Here is a 15,432-nt window from a genome sequence, read left to right as displayed (position 1 = left end):
TACGCCTGGACCGCCGAGGACCGCCTCAGCGAGGTGGTCACGCCCGACGGTGAGTGCTGGAGGTATACGTACGACCCGCTGGGCCGCCGCGTCTCCAGGCACCGCGTGGCCGTGGACGGCTCGGCCGCCGTCGCACGGAATTCGTGTGGGACGACACCCGCCTCGCCGAGCAGACCGATCCGGACGGAACGGCCACCATCTGGGAGTACGCGCCTGGCTCACATCGGCCTCTGACCCAGACCAGCCACCCGCCGGTGCTCCGCGCCCCTGGTGCCTCCTTCCTCTCACATCTGGCGGAGACCACCGACGTCGGCCGCAGCACCCGCTTTCGGGCGATCGTCACGGACGGCGTGGGCACCCCGACCGAATTGGTCACGCCCGAGGGTGAGGTGGTCTGGCAGCGTCGTACGACGCTGTGGGGAACGCCGTTTCCCTCCCCTGTGGACGGCTCCACCGAGGACTGCCTGCTGGGCTTCCCCGGCCAGTTCCTGGATCCCGAGACAGATCTGCACTACAACTTCTTCCGCTCCTACGACCCGGAAACGGCCCAGTACGTCAGCCCGGACCCACTGGGTCTGGCGGCAGCACCCAATCCCGTCGCCTATGTGAGTCACCCGCTCAGCGGAATGGACCCGCTGGGCCTGTACGACTGCACCAAGGTCACCGAAGTCATCGACCAGACCATCGAACGGGCATCGGGGGGACGGCGCCGCACGGCATCCGGCTACCACGGCCACCTCTCGTCGGAGCGGGAACTCGAAATCCTCTCGAACCCTGACGGCGTCTACATCTCACAGGGCGGCGCCGAGCGACTCATCTTCCATCAAGGTGAGGACATCGTCGTGATGGAGAGCAAGGGCGGAGCACGAGGAAACGTGATCACCAGCTACGGACCTTCCGGTCCGAAGAACGACAGCGGGGCAGCCGCCTGGGGAGGATCGCCGGAGGATCCAGGGCCGGCGGTGACCCGGGAGATGATCATTGAGGGCAGGATCCCGACCCCGAAGGGCGGCACCCTGCCCCCCGCAACTCCGCTGCGACAGAGGAACGTTCCATGGCCTTCTCATCGGTCTCACGAAACGAGCTCACTCTGACCGACCGCCACGCGGTCGTCGCCTCAGGTCCACCGCTGTCCTTCACACCACGTTTCACCCCGCTGGGCGGAATCGTCTCCGTGTCCCCCCACACCGACCAGCGGACTCATGAGGAGCTGCTGTCCAAGACTTTCGGCAGCGTCGACTGGCTGTCGTCCGCCAACGACGAATACCGCTTCGGCAAGTCCGACCGGGAGCTCAAGGGATTCACCCTGTACGTGCCCGAGCGCGCTCTCGCGGTGTCGGGGGCCCCTGTCTCGTGGCTCGAAGCGCCACCGATCCCGGGAAACCTACGCTCGCTCGCCTCGAAGAACTTCGACGCACCCCCCACCGAGTTCCGCTGGGTGAGCCCGGACGGCGACGTGCTGCTGTGCACGTTCCGCGAGGCGACCGACGCTCACCAGGAACTGCTCCGGCTCCGTGTTGCGCCTGACTTCGACCTCGTGTTCACCGACGGTGAGTACGCGGGCTGGCTGCTCGCTCACCCGGCCGCTCATCTTGCCGGCCCCGGGAAGCCGCCCCCCGAGCACGATCCGCCGACGGGGTTGGTCCAAGCACTGCGTGCCTTCTTCGATCTGTTCGTGGAGCCGGGGATCGACCGGATGCAGGGCGGCGACCCCGCACTGCTCGGTGAACTCAACGCGCTCCTGACACGACTCGCAGCGCTTCCCGAAGACCCCCGGGTGGCAATCCTGCGGAACCGTGTGACCGAATTCCGCGAGGACTGGTACGACGACTGATCCCCGATCCACCGCGCGGTAGTTGGCATGTGGACCTCGATCCTTCAGAGGTGATCGCTGCCAGCTGAGGTGATCGGTTCACCCCGTTCGTCCCGGCCGGTGCCGGGTGGGATCTTCGCATGTCGCTGCGGCTGCGCCGGGCTTCCACGGGGGCCTTCCCCCGTGCCCACCGGGGCCCACCACGCACAAGGGCTACAAGCGAGGCTGCCCGAAACCGTGCACCAGGACGTGCACGAAGCACGCCAGCGCCTGCCCCGAGCGCAAGGAGGGCGGACTGGTCTTCACACGGCCCAAGACCAAGGAGAGCCGCAACGCCGTCCCGATCCCGCCCGTCTTCATTCCGTTCCTGCACGACCACAAGGCCCGACAGGACGAGACGCGAGCGGCAGCCGGGGAACTGTGGCAGGAGCACCACGTCGTGTTCTCACGGCCGGATGGACGCCCGCTCGACCCGCGCGCCGACTATGAGGAGTTCAAGGAGCTGAAGGAGGCCGGGATCGACGACCGTCGTCTGTACGACGGGAGCCGACACACGGCGGGCACGATCCTGAACGAGCTGGGCGTCGACATGCCCACGATCATGGAGATTCTCCGTCACACCCGGATCAGCCAGACCCGGCGCTACGGGAAGGGCCGATCTCACCTGTCGAAGGACGCGATGCGGGGCATGGGCGAGTTCTTCGTACCCGCTCCGCAGGGCCCCACTGAGACCAGAACCGAGACCGCCGACACCCGCGCGGCCCGCTCCCGCCGCCGTCTCGTCCGCTGAACGAAAAAACCCAGCTCAGATACCATCTGAGCTGGGCTTCGGTGGAGCCGCTTTCGGGATTCGAACCCGAGACCTACGCATTACGAGTGCGTTGCTCTGGCCATCTGAGCTAAAGCGGCGCGCCGCCGACACCATGGTGCGATCGGCAACGTCGGTAAGTCTACACAGTTTCCGGGAGTGCTACGCACCGCCCTCGGAGCGGGGGATTCCGGGGCCGGTGGCGGTGGCTAGGAGCAGCGCTTCCCCTTCGCCGGAGGCGTCCCGTGCAGCAGGTAGGCGTCGATCGCGGAGTCGATGCAGGCACTGCCGCGGCCGTATGCGGTGTGCCCGTCGCCCTCGTAGGTGAGCAGGCGGGCGGAGGACAGCTGGCCGGCGAGGGCCCGGGCCCAGGGATACGGGGTCGCGGGGTCCCGGGTGGTGCCGACGACCACGATCGGCGCGGCGCCCTCGGCCGTGATGCGGTGCGGCTCGCCGCTGGCCCGGACCGGCCAGTAGGTGCAGTTCAGCGAGGCCCAGGCGAGGCCCTCCCCGAAGACCGGGGACGCCTTCTCGAAGTCGGGGAGGGCCTTGCGCACCGCGTCGGGGCCGTCGAAGGCGGGCGGGAGGTCCAGGCAGTTCACGGCGGCGTTGGCGGACATCAGGTTGCTGTAGCGGGCCCCGGCGTCACGCGCGTAGTAGCTGTCCGACAGCATCAGCAGGCCCGCGCCGTCGTGCTCCTTCATCGCCGAGGTCAGTGCCTCGCGCAGCTGCTCCCAGGCTCCCTCGTCGTACATCGCGGCGATGACGCCCGTGGTGGCGAGGGCCTCGCCGAGCACGCGGCCGTCGGCGTCCCCGGCGGGGAGGGGACGGGCGTCGAGCTCGCCGAAGAACGCCTTGAGCCTCCGGCCCGCGTCACCGGCATCGGTGCCCAGCGGGCAGTCGGGGCGACGTGCGCAGTCCTGGACGAACGAACGGAACGCCGTCTCGAACCCCGCCGTCTGCTCCAGGTTCATACGGCGTGCGGCCAGCGTCGGGTCCATCGCCCCGTCCAGCACCAGCCGTCCGACGCGCCCGGGGAAGAGCCCGGCGTACGTCGCCCCGAGGAACGTGCCGTACGACGCGCCCACGTACGTCAGCTTCCGGTCCCCCAGCGCGGCGCGCACGATGTCCATGTCGCGGGCCGCCTCGACGGTGGAGACGTGGTGCAGCAACTGCGCGGAGCGGGCACCGCAGCCCTCGGCGAACTCCTTGTACGCGTCGACCAGTTCCTGCGTCTCCCGCGCGTCGTCGGGGGTGGTGTCGGTCTGCGTGTACGCGTCCATCTCGGGTCCGTCGAGGCACTCGACCGGTTCGCTGCGGGCGACGCCCCGCGGGTCGACGGCCACCATGTCGTAGCGGGCACGGACCTCGGCGGGGTAGCCGATCGCGGCGTACTGCTGCAGGTAGCCGATCGCGGAGCCGCCCGGGCCACCGGGGTTGACCAGCAGCGAGCCGATCCGCCTGCCGGGGCCGGTGGCCTTCTTGCGCGCGACGGCCAGCCGCACGTCCCCCGCGGCCGGCTCGGCGTAGTCGAGCGGGGCCTTCAGCGTGGCGCACTCGAAGCCGGGCACGCCGCACTCGCGCCAGTCCGGCTTCTGCCCGTAGTACGGCGCCAGCTCGCCCGGCGTCGCCGCGGGCAGGGCGGCCAGCACCGCGGCCCGGGCCGCGGTGGAGGCGGCCGTGCCGGACGGTCCGCCGGCGGAGCAGGCGGAGACGAGCAGAGCGGCTGCGGCCAGGGCGGCAGCGGCGGCGGTGCGAGGCCTGCGGGGAGTGCGCCGTGTGTGCATTCCGCGAGCGTAACTCTCCGCAATGGCATGACCGCCCTTCGTGTGCGACACGCCTCGGACGAGGGACGCGGTCAACCGTCGCGGTCGCCGGTCACCCACGCGGCGGCAGCGGGACCAGTGCAGGGGCCGCATGCACCGGCGCCGGGCCTCCCCCCTGCCGCCCTACGCCGAGGGGCGGCCGTCAGGCCGCACCACGGACCCCACGAGGAGGCAACGCCCGGCCGGGGCACGCCGCTGCCGTGCGGCAGGACGGCGTGCTGTCGGGCTCAGCCCGATCTGAGGGCCATCGTCATGGCTTCCACCGCCAGCAGTGGAGCCACGTTCCGGTCCAGGGCCTCCCGGCAGGCGCCGATCGACTCGATACGGCGCAGCGTGGCCTCGGGGCCGCCGGTGCGGGCGACGCGTTCCAGCGCGTCCTCCGCGTCCGCGTTGGCGATCGCGACGCGGGAGCCGAGCTGGAGGGCGAGGACGTCGCGGTAGAAGGCGGTGAGGTCGGTGAGCGCGAGGTCGAGGCTGTCGCGCTGGGTGCGCGTACGGCGCCGCTTCTGCTTGTCCTCCAGGTCCTTCATCACGCCGGCCGTGCCGCGCGGCAGCCGGCCGCCCTGGGCCGCGCCGAGTGCGGCCTTGAGCTCCTCGGTCTCCTTGGCGTCGAGTTCCTCCGCGAGGGCCTTGGCGTCCTCCGCGGCGGCGTCCACCAGTTCCTGGGCGGCCCGAAGGCAGCCGCCGACCTCCTCGATGCGCAGGGGCAGCTTGAGCACGGCGGCGCGGCGCGCGCGGGCGGCCGGGTCGGTGGCCAGGCGGCGGGCCCGGTCGACGTGGCCCTGGGTGGCGCGGGCGGCGGCAGCGGCGGCATCGGGTTCGACGCCCTCGCGGCGTACCAGCATGTCCGCGACGGCCCCGACCGACGGCGTACTCAGGGTGAGGTGGCGGCAGCGGGAGCGGATCGTGGGCAGGACGTCCTCGATCGACGGCGCACACAGCAGCCACACCGTGCGCATGGCGGGCTCCTCTACCGCCTTGAGGACGGCGTTGGCGGACTTCTCGTTCAGCCGCTCGGCGTCCTGCACGAGGATGATCTGCCAGCGTCCGGTCGCCGGGGACGTGAAGGACTTGCGGACCGTGTCGCGCATGTCCTCGGCGAGGATCTGCGTGCCGACGGCGGCGACCGTGGTGACGTCGGCGTGGGTGCCGATCAGCGCCGTGTGGCAGCCGTCGCAGAAGCCGCATCCGGGAGCGCCGCCGAGCGCCCGGTCGGGGCTCACGCACTGCAGTGCCGCGGCGAAGGCACGCGCCACGTGGACGTGCCCCGCCCCCGGCGGGCCGGTGAACAGCCAGGCGTGTGTCATCTTCGACGCCTCCGGCGGTGGCGCGTGCGTCGCGGCGGCGGTGACCAGGGCGTCGGCGTCCCGGGCAGCGGCGGCGAGCTGCTCGCTCACCCGCTCCTGCCCGACGAGGTCGTCCCACACGGTCATGGGTCATGCCGCCCTTCCGTCACATCACACCCTGCGGTCTCCATTGTGCGGGGCCCCACTGACAGCACCGGCGCGCGGGCCGCTGTCAGTGGGGCCCCGGCGCGGCGGCGCCGTCCGTCAGCGCCGCCGTCCCCGGCCGCGCCCGTCCCCTGGATCGCCGTCGGTGTCGTCGCCGTCCTGGCGCGGGCCGAGCAGTTCGTCCGCCAGGGACGGCAGGTCGTCCAGCGGTGTCTCCTCGGCCCAGTCGGGCCGCTGCCGCTTGCGGGGCGCGTCGTCGGCGTCGATCCGGGGCATCTCGCGGGTGCGGTCCTCGCCCTGGTCGGCCGGGCCCGCGTCGCGCGGCTCGTCCCGGAAGAAGCCCGGCGGCACACGGTCCCCGGGGGTCTCCTCCCGCACGGGAGGCAGTACGGCGGTGTCGTCGGCGGCACCCGGCGACACCGGCGGCAGCACGGCCGTCTCGTCCGCGGCACCGGACGGCACCGGCGGCTGCGACAGCTCGGCGGTCACCTCGGAGTCGGACGCACCGGTGCCACCGGTGGCGCGGCCGGACTCTGCCGACGCGCCGGCACGGTCGGAGCCATGCGCGCCGGACGTCTCGCCGGTGCGGGCGGAGCCGTCGGTGCGGGTGGCGTCGGCCCCCCGCCCGATCCGCTCGGGCTTCACGACCGGCGTCGGCACGGTGGCCGCCTCCCGGGTCACCGCCGGGGGCAGCGGCGGCGGCCCGGCCTGAGCGGCGGCTGCCGCCTGCTCGGCGGCCCGGCGGGCCTCCTCCGCACGCAGCAGCGCCTCCTCGGCCTTGCGCTGCTTCTCCAGCCGCGCCGCCTCGGCCTCGGCCCGCAGCCGGGCCTCCTCCTCGGCCTGCTGACGGCGCCGTTCCTCGTCGGCCCTGCGGCGGGCCTCCTCCTCGGCGCGCGCCTTCTCCTCGGCGAGGAGTCGCCGCCGCTCCTCCTCCGCGCGCCGGCTCGCTTCCTCGGCCCGCTGCCGGGCCTCCTCGGCCTGCCGTTCGGCCTCGCGCCGCTGCGCCTCCTCCAGCTCGCGCCGCTTGCGCTCCTCCTCCTCGGCGCGCAGCCGGGCCAGCTGCTCCTCGCGCTCGCGCTCCAGGCGCTCCTCCTCGGCCTTGCGGGCCGCTTCCTCCTCGGCCTTGCGGCGGGCCTCCTCCTCGGCCCGGCGGCGCGCCTCCTCCCGGGCCTGGATCTCGGCCTCGGACAGCGGCAGCACCTGGTCGAGCCGGTGCCGGATGACGGTGGTGACGGACTCGGGCTCCTGTCCCGCGTCCACCACCAGGTAGCGGCCGGGATCGGCCGCAGCAAGGGTGAGGAAGCCGGATCGCACGCGCGCGTGGAACTCGGCGGGCTCCGACTCCAGCCGGTCGGGCGCCTCGGTGAACCGCTCGCGGGCGGTCTCCGGCGCGACGTCCAGCAGCACCGTCAGGTGCGGCACCAGGCCGTCGGTCGCCCAGCGGTTGATACGGGCGATCTCGGTCGGCGACAGGTCGCGGCCCGCTCCCTGATAGGCCACGGAGGAGTCGATGTACCGGTCGGAGATCACCACAGCGCCCCGCTCCAGGGCCGGCCGTACGACGGTGTCGACGTGCTCCGCTCGGTCGGCGGCGTACAGCAGAGCCTCCGCGCGGTGCGACAGGCCCGCCGACGACACGTCCAGCAGGATCGAGCGCAACCGCTTGCCGACCGGGGTGGCGCCCGGCTCACGGGTGAGCACGACCTCGTGGCCCTTGCCCCGGATCCATTCGGCGAGCGCCTCGGCCTGCGTGGACTTGCCGGCGCCGTCGCCCCCCTCCAGCGCGATGAAGAACCCGGATCCCGCGGGCTCCTGCACCGGATCGTCGCCGCCGAGCAGCGCGTCCTTGAGGTCCTGCCGCAGCGGCACGCCGGAGCGGTCGTCGACCTTGGCCAGCACCAGCGCGGCCACCGGCAGCAGCAGCGCACCGACGAGCATCAGGGTGAACGCCGCGCCGCCGTGCGCGAAGACGAACCGGCCGCTCTCCAGCCGGTGCGGCCCGATGAGCGCCGCGACGAGCGGTGCGACGACCGCGCCGAGCGCCACGAAGACCCGGACGACGGCGTGCAGGTGCTCGGTCGTGCGCGGCCGGCGGTAGTCCTCCGCCTCCTGGTCGAGCAGGGTGTGCCCGGTGTTGGCGGCCACGCCGGCGCCGACGCCGGCCAGCACGTCGATCAGCAGCACCGTGGTGACGTCCGGGACGAGACCGGCGGCGAGCAGGGCGACGCCGGTGAAGGCGAGGGCGAGCGCCAGCAGCCGGCGCCGGGACAGCGCGGGCACGATCGCGGGGGCCGTGCGGATGCCGACGACGACGCCTCCGGTCAGGGCGAGCACCAGCAGCCCGTAGAGCACGGGCCCGCCGCGCAGGTCCGCGGCGTGCAGCACGGCCACGCCGACGGCTGCGGAGACCGCCCCGGCGACGGCGGCGCAGGCGAGCACCAGCAGCGGGATCGCGCCGGTCCGGCCCTTGTCGACGCCCGTGCCGGTCCTGGGGCGGCGCAGACCCTCCAGCGGTGACCGGGGGCGCGGGGTGCGGACCCCGGGCAGCTCCAGGAACGTCACCACGGACAGGGAGGCGGCGAACAGTCCGGCCGCCACGTACGAGCCGAGGGCGGCCTGGTGCTGGGAGAACCAGGCGATGCCGGCGCCGAGCAGGTTGTTCAGCAACGCGGCGGCGACGAGGGCGGCGGCCGCGAGCGGGACCGCGACGAACCCGGTGCGCAGCGACAGGCGGCGCAGGGCGTCCATGTGGTCGGGCAGCGGCCGTACCGTGGCGCCCTCCGGCGGCGGGGAGGGCAGCAGGGCGGGCGCCGCGCTCTCCCGGCACACCGTCCACAGGCGCTCGGCGATCCCGATGACGAAGACGGTGCCGAGCAGGAAGGCGAGGGCGTTGTCCGGTGTCCAGTCGATCCACAGCGGCGCCACGATGAGCAGCACGGCCCGCAGCCCGTCGGCTCCGACCATGGTCCAGCGGCGGTCGAGCGGGCCGTCCTGGGAGGTCAATGAGGTGAGCGGCCCGAGCAGGACCGCTCCGAACAACAGGGTCGCCAGGATCCGCGCCCCGAAGACGATCGCCACTGCGAACGCCGCGCCCCGGTAGCCGCCGCCGAAGGAATCCTCGACGATCGCCGCCTGGAGAGCGAGAACGACCAGCACGAGGAGCGCCAGCATGTCGCCGACGCCGCTCACGAGCTGCGCGCTCCACAGCCGCTTGAGCTGCGGATGGCGCAGCAGAGCGCGCACGGCGCGCTCGCGGGAGTCCGCCACCAGGGCGTCGTCCGGGGCAGGGGTGGGGGCCGTTGGCTGCTCGGCTCGCGTCATGCTTTCAGCCTATCGGGACAGGCCGACAGCCCGGGCCGCCCGACCGCACACGCGCTCGCCCCTGAACGCGCACGTGGCCGGGGTGTTCTGTTCGCGAACGCGGAAAGGGCGCCCCGCCCCGGGCTGCGGCACGTGGACCCGGTCCGGCCGCGAGACGGCACACGGGCTGCGAGAGGGAGGGACGGGCGTGCCCGCGGCGGCGACGCGATGTACCGGCCCAGGACACGAGAGGGTCCGGGAAGGAGCCCCCGGGCCCCCGCCGGCGAGGGGCGGCAGGCACCGGCGTCCGGATGGTCGGGATGCCGAGCCGGGGGGCCGGGGGCGTGGAGGCCGGGTGTGTCCGGCCTCCGGCGCACCCGGGTTCAGTCCTCGGACGCCGCCCGAGACGCCGTCGCCTTCTTCGCGGTCGTCTTCTTCGCCGTCGTCTTCTTGGCGGTGGTCTTCTTCGCCGCCGACGTCGTCTTCTTCGCCGCGGTCTTCTTGGCCGCCGTCGTCTTCTTGGCGGTGGTCGTCTTCTTGGCCGCCGCCTTCTTCACCGTCTTCTTGGCCGGGCCCTTCGCGCGCTTCTCCGCCAGCAGCTCGAAACCGCGCTCCGGGGTGATGGCCTCGACACTGTCTCCGGAGCGGAGGGTCGCGTTGGTCTCCCCATCGGTGACGTACGGCCCGAAGCGGCCGTCCTTGACCACGACCGGCTTGCCGCTGACCGGGTCCTCGCCCAGTTCCTTCAGCGGCGGCTTGGCCGCCGCGCGACCCCGCTGCTTGGGCTGCGCGTAGATCGCCTGCGCCTCCTCCAGCGTGATCGTGAAGATCTGCTCCTCGGACTGCAGCGACCGCGAGTCGGTGCCCTTCTTCAGGTACGGGCCGTAGCGGCCGTTCTGCGCGGTGACCTCCTGCCCGTCGGCGTCGGTGCCGACGACGCGCGGCAGCGACATCAGGCGCAGCGCGTCCTCCAGGGTCACCGTGTCCACGGACATCGACTTGAACAGGGAGGCGGTCCGCGGCTTCACGGCGTTCTTGCCGGTCTTCGGCGTGCCCTCGGGCAGGACCTCCGTGACGTACGGCCCGAAACGGCCGGCCTTGGCCACGATCGAGTGGTGCGGTGGCTGCGGGTCGGTGCCGAGCACCCGCTCGCCGCTGCCCCTGGCCAGGAGTTCCTCGGCCAGCTCCGGGGTCAGCTCGTCCGGCGCCAGGTCGGCGGGGACGTCCGCGCGCTGGTGCTCCTCGGTGTCCTTCTCGCCCCGCTCGATGTAGGGGCCGTAGCGGCCCACGCGCAGCACGATGTCGTTGCCCAGGGGGAACGTCGACACCTCGCGCGCGTCGATCGCGCCCAGGTCGGTCACCAGCTCCTTGAGGCCGCCGAGGTGGTCCCCGTCACCGTTGCCGGCGTCGGCCGCGGTGCCGTTGGTGGTGCCCTCGCCGAAGTAGAAGCGCCTCAGCCACGGCACTGCCTGGGCCTCGCCGCGGGCGATGCGGTCGAGGTCGTCCTCCATCTTGGCGGTGAAGTCGTAGTCGACGAGCCGCCCGAAGTGCTTCTCCAGGAGGTTGACCACGGCGAAGGACAGGAAGGACGGCACCAGGGCCGTGCCCTTCTTGAAGACGTAGCCGCGGTCCAGGATCGTGCCGATGATCGACGCGTACGTCGACGGGCGGCCGATCTCGCGCTCTTCCAGCTCCTTGACCAGCGACGCCTCGGTGTAGCGGGCCGGGGGCTTGGTCGCGTGGCCGTCGGCGGTGATCTCCTCGGCGGTCAGCCCGTCGCCCTCGGCGACCTGCGGCAGGCGGCGCTCGCGGTCGTCCAGCTCGGCGTTCGGGTCGTCGGCGCCCTCGACGTAGGCCTTCAGGAAGCCGTGGAAGGTGATCGTCTTGCCGGAGGCGCTGAACTCGACGTTCCGTCCGTCGGCGGAGGTGCCAGCGATCTTCACGGTGACGCTGTTGCCGGTCGCGTCCTTCATCTGGGACGCCACGGTCCGCTTCCAGATCAGCTCGTAGAGCTTGAACTGGTCGCCGGTCAGACCGGTCTCGGCGGGCGTGCGGAAGCGGTCGCCCGAGGGGCGGATCGCCTCGTGCGCCTCCTGCGCGTTCTTCACCTTGCCGGCGTAGGTGCGCGGGGCGTCGGGCAGGTACTGGGCGCCGTACAGCTGCGTGACCTGGGCGCGCGCGGCGGAGACCGCCGTGTCGCTGAGGGTCGTGGAGTCCGTACGCATGTACGTGATGTAGCCGTTCTCGTACAGCTTCTGCGCGATCTGCATCGTCGCCTTCGCGCCGAAGCCCAGCTTGCGGCTGGCCTCCTGCTGCAGCGTCGTCGTGCGGAACGGGGCGTACGGCGAGCGGCGGTACGGCTTGGACTCGACGGACCGCACGGAGAACTGCGTGCTCTCCAGGGCGGCGGCCAGGGCGCGGGCGTTCGCCTCGTCGAGGTGGAGGGTGGCGGCGCTCTTGAGCTGTCCCAGGGAGTCGAAGTCGCGGCCCTGCGCCACCCGCCGGCCGTCGACGGTCTGCAGGCGGGCGACCAGCGACGACGGGTCGGACGCGTCCCCGGTGCGGCCGGTGGAGAAGGTGCCCGTCAGGTCCCAGTACTCGGCGGAGCGGAACGCGATGCGCTCGCGTTCCCGCTCGACGACGAGCCGGGTGGCGACGGACTGGACACGGCCCGCCGACAGCTTCGGCATGACCTTCTTCCACAGCACCGGCGAGACCTCGTAGCCGTAGAGGCGGTCGAGGATGCGGCGGGTCTCCTGGGCGTCGACGAGCTTCTGGTTGAGCTGGCGCGGGTTGGCCACGGCGGCCTGGATCGCGGTCTTGGTGATCTCGTGGAAGACCATCCGCTTGACCGGGACCTTGGGCTTGAGGACTTCCTGCAGGTGCCAGGCGATGGCCTCGCCCTCGCGGTCCTCATCGGTGGCGAGGTAGAGCTCGTCGGACTCCTTCAGCAGGTCCTTGAGCTTCTTGACCTGCGCCCTCTTGTCCGCGTTGACGACGTAGATCGGCTGGAAGTCGTGCTCGACGTCCACACCGAGGCGGCGGACCTCACCGGTGTACTTCTCGGGCACCTCGGCGGCGCCGTTGGGAAGGTCGCGGATGTGCCCGACGCTCGCCTCGACGGTGTAGCCGGGGCCGAGGTAGCTCTTGATCGTCTTCGCCTTGGCAGGCGACTCGACGATGACGAGTCGGCGCCCGCCGTTGGCGGTCTCGCTGGTCGGGGACAACTTCGCTCTTCTCTCCGGTCGACGCTGGGGCCTCCCCAGGCCTTGGTCCCGGGGTCGGACGATGCTGACGCTGCGGAGTGTGACGGTACATCCCGCCCCCGTGTCAAACGGGGAAAGCCCGCAACGGCCACTCGAACGGTAACCCGACTACCACTATTCCTGCCGCCCGGAATGCTCAGCAGACTTTTCGGGCGTTCCGGAGCGTGACCTCTCACATACCGCCCGGGGCGATCCGCCCGGCGCGTCGGCGGCGATGGTCACAGCCGGGTGAGGCACCAGCCGCCGAGCGCCAGCGCCGCCACCGACACGAGGCCCGCCAGAGCCGCCGATGCGACCGGACTCACACCGAGGGCCACCGGCGTCCGCCGCCGCACCCGGACCGCGGTCCAGGCGAGCAGACCCGCTCCGAACAGGCCGAACACCACTCCAGCGAAGATCGCCGGTCCGCTCTCCATGGCAGCCCGTGCCCCTCATGTCCTGTCCGCGCGTACCCAGCGTGGGGAGACTGGCACGTGCGGACGTCGCCTCGGCGAACCCGAGGTGAACGCCAGGCCGACACGGTCCCTCCCCGGCACCCGCGCACTCGGCCGGACGATCCCGGGCAGGTCGGGCACGGCGGTGACTCGAGGCCGCGAACACGGCTTGTTTTCATCGGATCACCGTGCGTGTCCGATCGTCACACCCGGTCCGTGGACCGGGCGCGCCTCGCGGCGCGCCCGACCGTTGGGCCGTGTGGCGGAGCACACGCCGCGCCGGGGCGCCGGGTCGGGTCGCCTACGACGGCTCCAGGAAGCCCTGCTCCACCAGGAGTCGGATCTGCGCGGGCGTACGGTCGCGCAGGAGGACCGGGTCCTCGCCCATCAGCTGGGCGATGGCGTCCAGAATGCGCCCGGCACTGAGGCTGCCGTCGCAGACGCCGGCGAAGCCCGCGCCCACGGTGTCGACCTTGGTGGCCCGCCGCATGCCGCGGTGCTGGCGCAGCACGACGTGCTCCGGGTCCTCGGCGCCCGGCAGCCCCACCTGCTCCTGGACGACCTCGGCGGCCAGCCTGAAGTGGCCGGCGAGCAGCGCCGCGTCGTCGAGCGAGCGCAGATGGTCCAGCCGCTCGAAGTGCGCGCGGATGGTGTCGCCGAGGGGCTGCTCGACCGGGTGCGGCCACTCCTCGACCCGCACCGACGGCTCGGCGGCCCCGGTCCTGCGCAGGGTGATCCAGCCGAAGCCGACCGCCTTGACCTTGCGGGCCTCGAACTCCTCCAGCCAGGCGTCGTAGCGCGCCTGGTACGCCGCCGGGTCACCGCGGTGGTCGCCGGCGTCCCTGAGCCACAGCTCGGCGTACTGCGTGACGTCCTGCACCTCGCGCTGGACGATCCACGCGTCGCATCCCCGCGGCACCCACGACCGGACTCGGTCCTGCCAGTCCTCCCCCTCCACGTGCTGCCAGTTGGCGAGGAACTGCGCGAACCCGCCCTCGTTCAGCCGCTCCCCCGATTCCTGAACGAGCGAGCGGCACAGATCGTCCCCGCCCATCCCGCCGTCCCGGTACGTCAGCCGGGCACCGGGCGAGATCACGAACGGCGGGTTGGACACGATCAGGTCGAAGGTCTCGCCGTCCCGGATGGGCTCGAACAGCGAACCCTCCCGCAGATCGGCGGCCGGGGCGTCGGACAGGGCCAGCGTGAGCGCGGTGATGTGCAGGGCGCGCGGGTTGAGGTCGGTGGCGGTCACCCGCGTGGCGTGCCGGGAGGCGTGCAGCGCCTGGATCCCCGAGCCGGTGCCGAGATCGAGGGCGGCGGCGACGGGCGTGCGGACGGTGATGCCGGCCAGCGTGGTCGACGCGCCGCCGACGCCCAGGACGACGCCCTCGGCGCGGCTGCCGATGCCGCCGGCCCCGCCGACCGCGCACCCGAGGTCGGAGACGATGAACCAGTCCTCGCCGTCGGGTCCGCCGTACGGCCGTACATCCACGGTCGCGGCCACGTCGCCGTGGGGCTCCGCACCGGCGCGCACCAGCCAGCCGGCCTCCAGGCAGGCGTCGACGGGCAGCACGTCCGCCACGCGCCCGTACGGCACGGGCTGCTGCAGCAGGAAGAGCCGAACGAGCCTCTCCAGCGGCGTGTCCCCGCGGGTGGCCCGCAGCGCGGGCACGATCTCGCTGCGGGCCAGTGCCGCGTACGCGGGGGCGCCGAGCAGGTCGAGCAGGCCGTCCGCGGTGAAGGACGCCCCGATCAGGGCGTCCCTCAGACGTGCGGCCACGTCGGCGCGGTCGGTCGAGGGCAGGGGGGACGAGGTGGCGTTACTCACGCACCCATTGTGGCCCGCGCCGGACGGCTCAGCCGCTGGACGCCGACGAGGGCGCGGTGGCCTTCTTGCAGCCGGGCTGCTTGGCCACGGCCTGCTTGACGTCGCCCTCCTCCAGCGCCTGGAGGGCGGTGACCGCGCCCTTGTACTGCACGGACACCTCCTTCATCCGCTCCGAGACGTCGTCGAGCCCGGCGGCGAACTTGCCCTGGTCCTTGGTGTCGAGGGCGTCGACCTGCTTCTTCAGATCGGCGTAGGACGCCGACAGGACCGTGAGCTTCTTGACGGCGTCCTGCTGCTTGCGCTCGCTGCCGTCGACGCCGGGAGGCGCACCGGCGCTGCCGATGGTGGCGGCCCGGGCCTTGAAGCCGTCCGAGAGGTCCTGGAAGGCCTGGGAGTCGGTCTTCTGGAGCTCCAGCGGCGGTCCGTCCTTGGCGGCCTTGCCGAGCGCGTCGAACGCGGCCTCGATCTTCGCCTGCTGCGCGGGCACGCTCTCGCAGACCTTCGCGGCCCAGGCGTCGAGCTCCTTGTTGTCCTTCTCGCCGCTGCATCCCGTCAGCGCCACTGCGAGTACCGCACCGCCGGACAGTGCGACCGCGAGCTTCTTGTTCACCGGATCGGTCCCTTCCATGGCTCTCGGCCCCGGAACATACACGCCGATGCGGCGACTTCCCGAGAAAGGAGGGGCGAAATGTCCATATGAATATGA

At 72.5% G+C, this 15,432-nt stretch carries 9 protein-coding genes, 1 tRNA gene and 1 pseudogene; 3 read left to right on the top strand and 8 right to left on the bottom strand.

What is annotated here, in order from left to right:
* The first annotated feature begins 143 nt into the window (after positions 1-143).
* From JS756_RS37715 to JS756_RS32615, 3 genes and pseudogenes are all read left to right on the top strand, one after another.
* Positions 144-1,094 (top strand): RHS repeat-associated core domain-containing protein, encoded by a 951-nt coding sequence (locus JS756_RS37715; protein WP_307791311.1) that lies wholly within the window; start codon positions 144-146, stop codon positions 1,092-1,094.
* A complete protein-coding gene (locus tag JS756_RS32620; RefSeq protein WP_205386877.1) occupies positions 1,055-1,834 on the top strand; it encodes a hypothetical protein in 780 nt (259 codons plus the stop codon). The genes JS756_RS37715 and JS756_RS32620 overlap by 40 nt, the downstream gene beginning before the upstream one ends.
* A 160-nt stretch (positions 1,835-1,994) precedes the next feature.
* Positions 1,995-2,603, top strand: a pseudogene (locus JS756_RS32615) (tyrosine-type recombinase/integrase); the annotation flags it as partial.
* Between the two features lie 42 nt (positions 2,604-2,645).
* On the opposite strand, the gene JS756_RS32610 reads toward JS756_RS32615, so the two are convergent.
* The 8 genes from JS756_RS32610 to JS756_RS32575 all read right to left on the bottom strand — a co-directional run bounded on the left by JS756_RS32610 (position 2,646) and on the right by JS756_RS32575 (position 15,354).
* Positions 2,646-2,722 (bottom strand) — tRNA-Thr (locus JS756_RS32610).
* A gap of 108 nt (positions 2,723-2,830) precedes the next feature.
* Positions 2,831-4,408, bottom strand: a complete 1,578-nt coding sequence (locus tag JS756_RS32605; RefSeq protein ID WP_205386876.1) for an alpha/beta hydrolase — start codon at positions 4,406-4,408, stop codon at positions 2,831-2,833.
* Between the two features lie 266 nt (positions 4,409-4,674).
* A complete protein-coding gene (locus JS756_RS32600; RefSeq protein ID WP_205386875.1) occupies positions 4,675-5,880 on the bottom strand; it encodes a DNA polymerase III subunit delta' in 1,206 nt (401 codons plus the stop codon).
* 117 nt (positions 5,881-5,997) lie between these two features.
* Positions 5,998-9,219, bottom strand: a complete 3,222-nt coding sequence (gene tmk / locus JS756_RS32595) for a dTMP kinase (protein ID WP_205386874.1) — start codon at positions 9,217-9,219, stop codon at positions 5,998-6,000.
* Positions 9,220-9,581: 362 nt separating this feature from the next.
* A complete protein-coding gene (gene topA, locus JS756_RS32590; RefSeq protein WP_205386873.1) occupies positions 9,582-12,425 on the bottom strand; it encodes a type I DNA topoisomerase in 2,844 nt (947 codons plus the stop codon).
* Between the two features lie 257 nt (positions 12,426-12,682).
* Positions 12,683-12,880, bottom strand: coding sequence for a hypothetical protein (locus tag JS756_RS32585; protein WP_205386872.1), 198 nt, complete (start codon positions 12,878-12,880; stop codon positions 12,683-12,685).
* Positions 12,881-13,199: 319 nt separating this feature from the next.
* Positions 13,200-14,726 carry a DUF7059 domain-containing protein gene (locus tag JS756_RS32580; protein WP_205386871.1) on the bottom strand — a complete coding sequence of 509 codons (1,527 nt, stop codon included), beginning with the start codon at positions 14,724-14,726 and terminating at the stop codon, positions 13,200-13,202.
* Positions 14,727-14,754: 28 nt separating this feature from the next.
* Entirely contained in the window at positions 14,755-15,354 is a 600-nt protein-coding gene (locus JS756_RS32575; RefSeq protein ID WP_205386870.1) for a small secreted protein, read from the bottom strand.
* Between the last annotated feature and the right edge of the window lie 78 nt (positions 15,355-15,432).

The organism is Streptomyces actuosus (assembly GCF_016921115.1).
GTDB classification, from domain to species: domain Bacteria; phylum Actinomycetota; class Actinomycetes; order Streptomycetales; family Streptomycetaceae; genus Streptomyces; species Streptomyces actuosus_A.
Note: the sequence above shows the minus strand (reverse complement) of the source record. Positions and strands in the feature narration are given on the sequence as shown.

Excerpts from the sequence above, each read along its gene's own strand:
- JS756_RS32620 (WP_205386877.1), top strand. The coding sequence starts at position 1,055 with ATGGCCTTCTCATCGGTCTCACGAAACGAGCTCACTCTGACCGACCGC.
- JS756_RS32605 (WP_205386876.1), bottom strand. The coding sequence starts at position 4,408 with ATGCACACACGGCGCACTCCCCGCAGGCCTCGCACCGCCGCCGCTGCC.
- JS756_RS32600 (WP_205386875.1), bottom strand. The coding sequence starts at position 5,880 with ATGACCGTGTGGGACGACCTCGTCGGGCAGGAGCGGGTGAGCGAGCAG.
- tmk (WP_205386874.1), bottom strand. The coding sequence starts at position 9,219 with ATGACGCGAGCCGAGCAGCCAACGGCCCCCACCCCTGCCCCGGACGAC.
- JS756_RS32585 (WP_205386872.1), bottom strand. The coding sequence starts at position 12,880 with ATGGAGAGCGGACCGGCGATCTTCGCTGGAGTGGTGTTCGGCCTGTTC.
- JS756_RS32575 (WP_205386870.1), bottom strand. The coding sequence starts at position 15,354 with ATGGAAGGGACCGATCCGGTGAACAAGAAGCTCGCGGTCGCACTGTCC.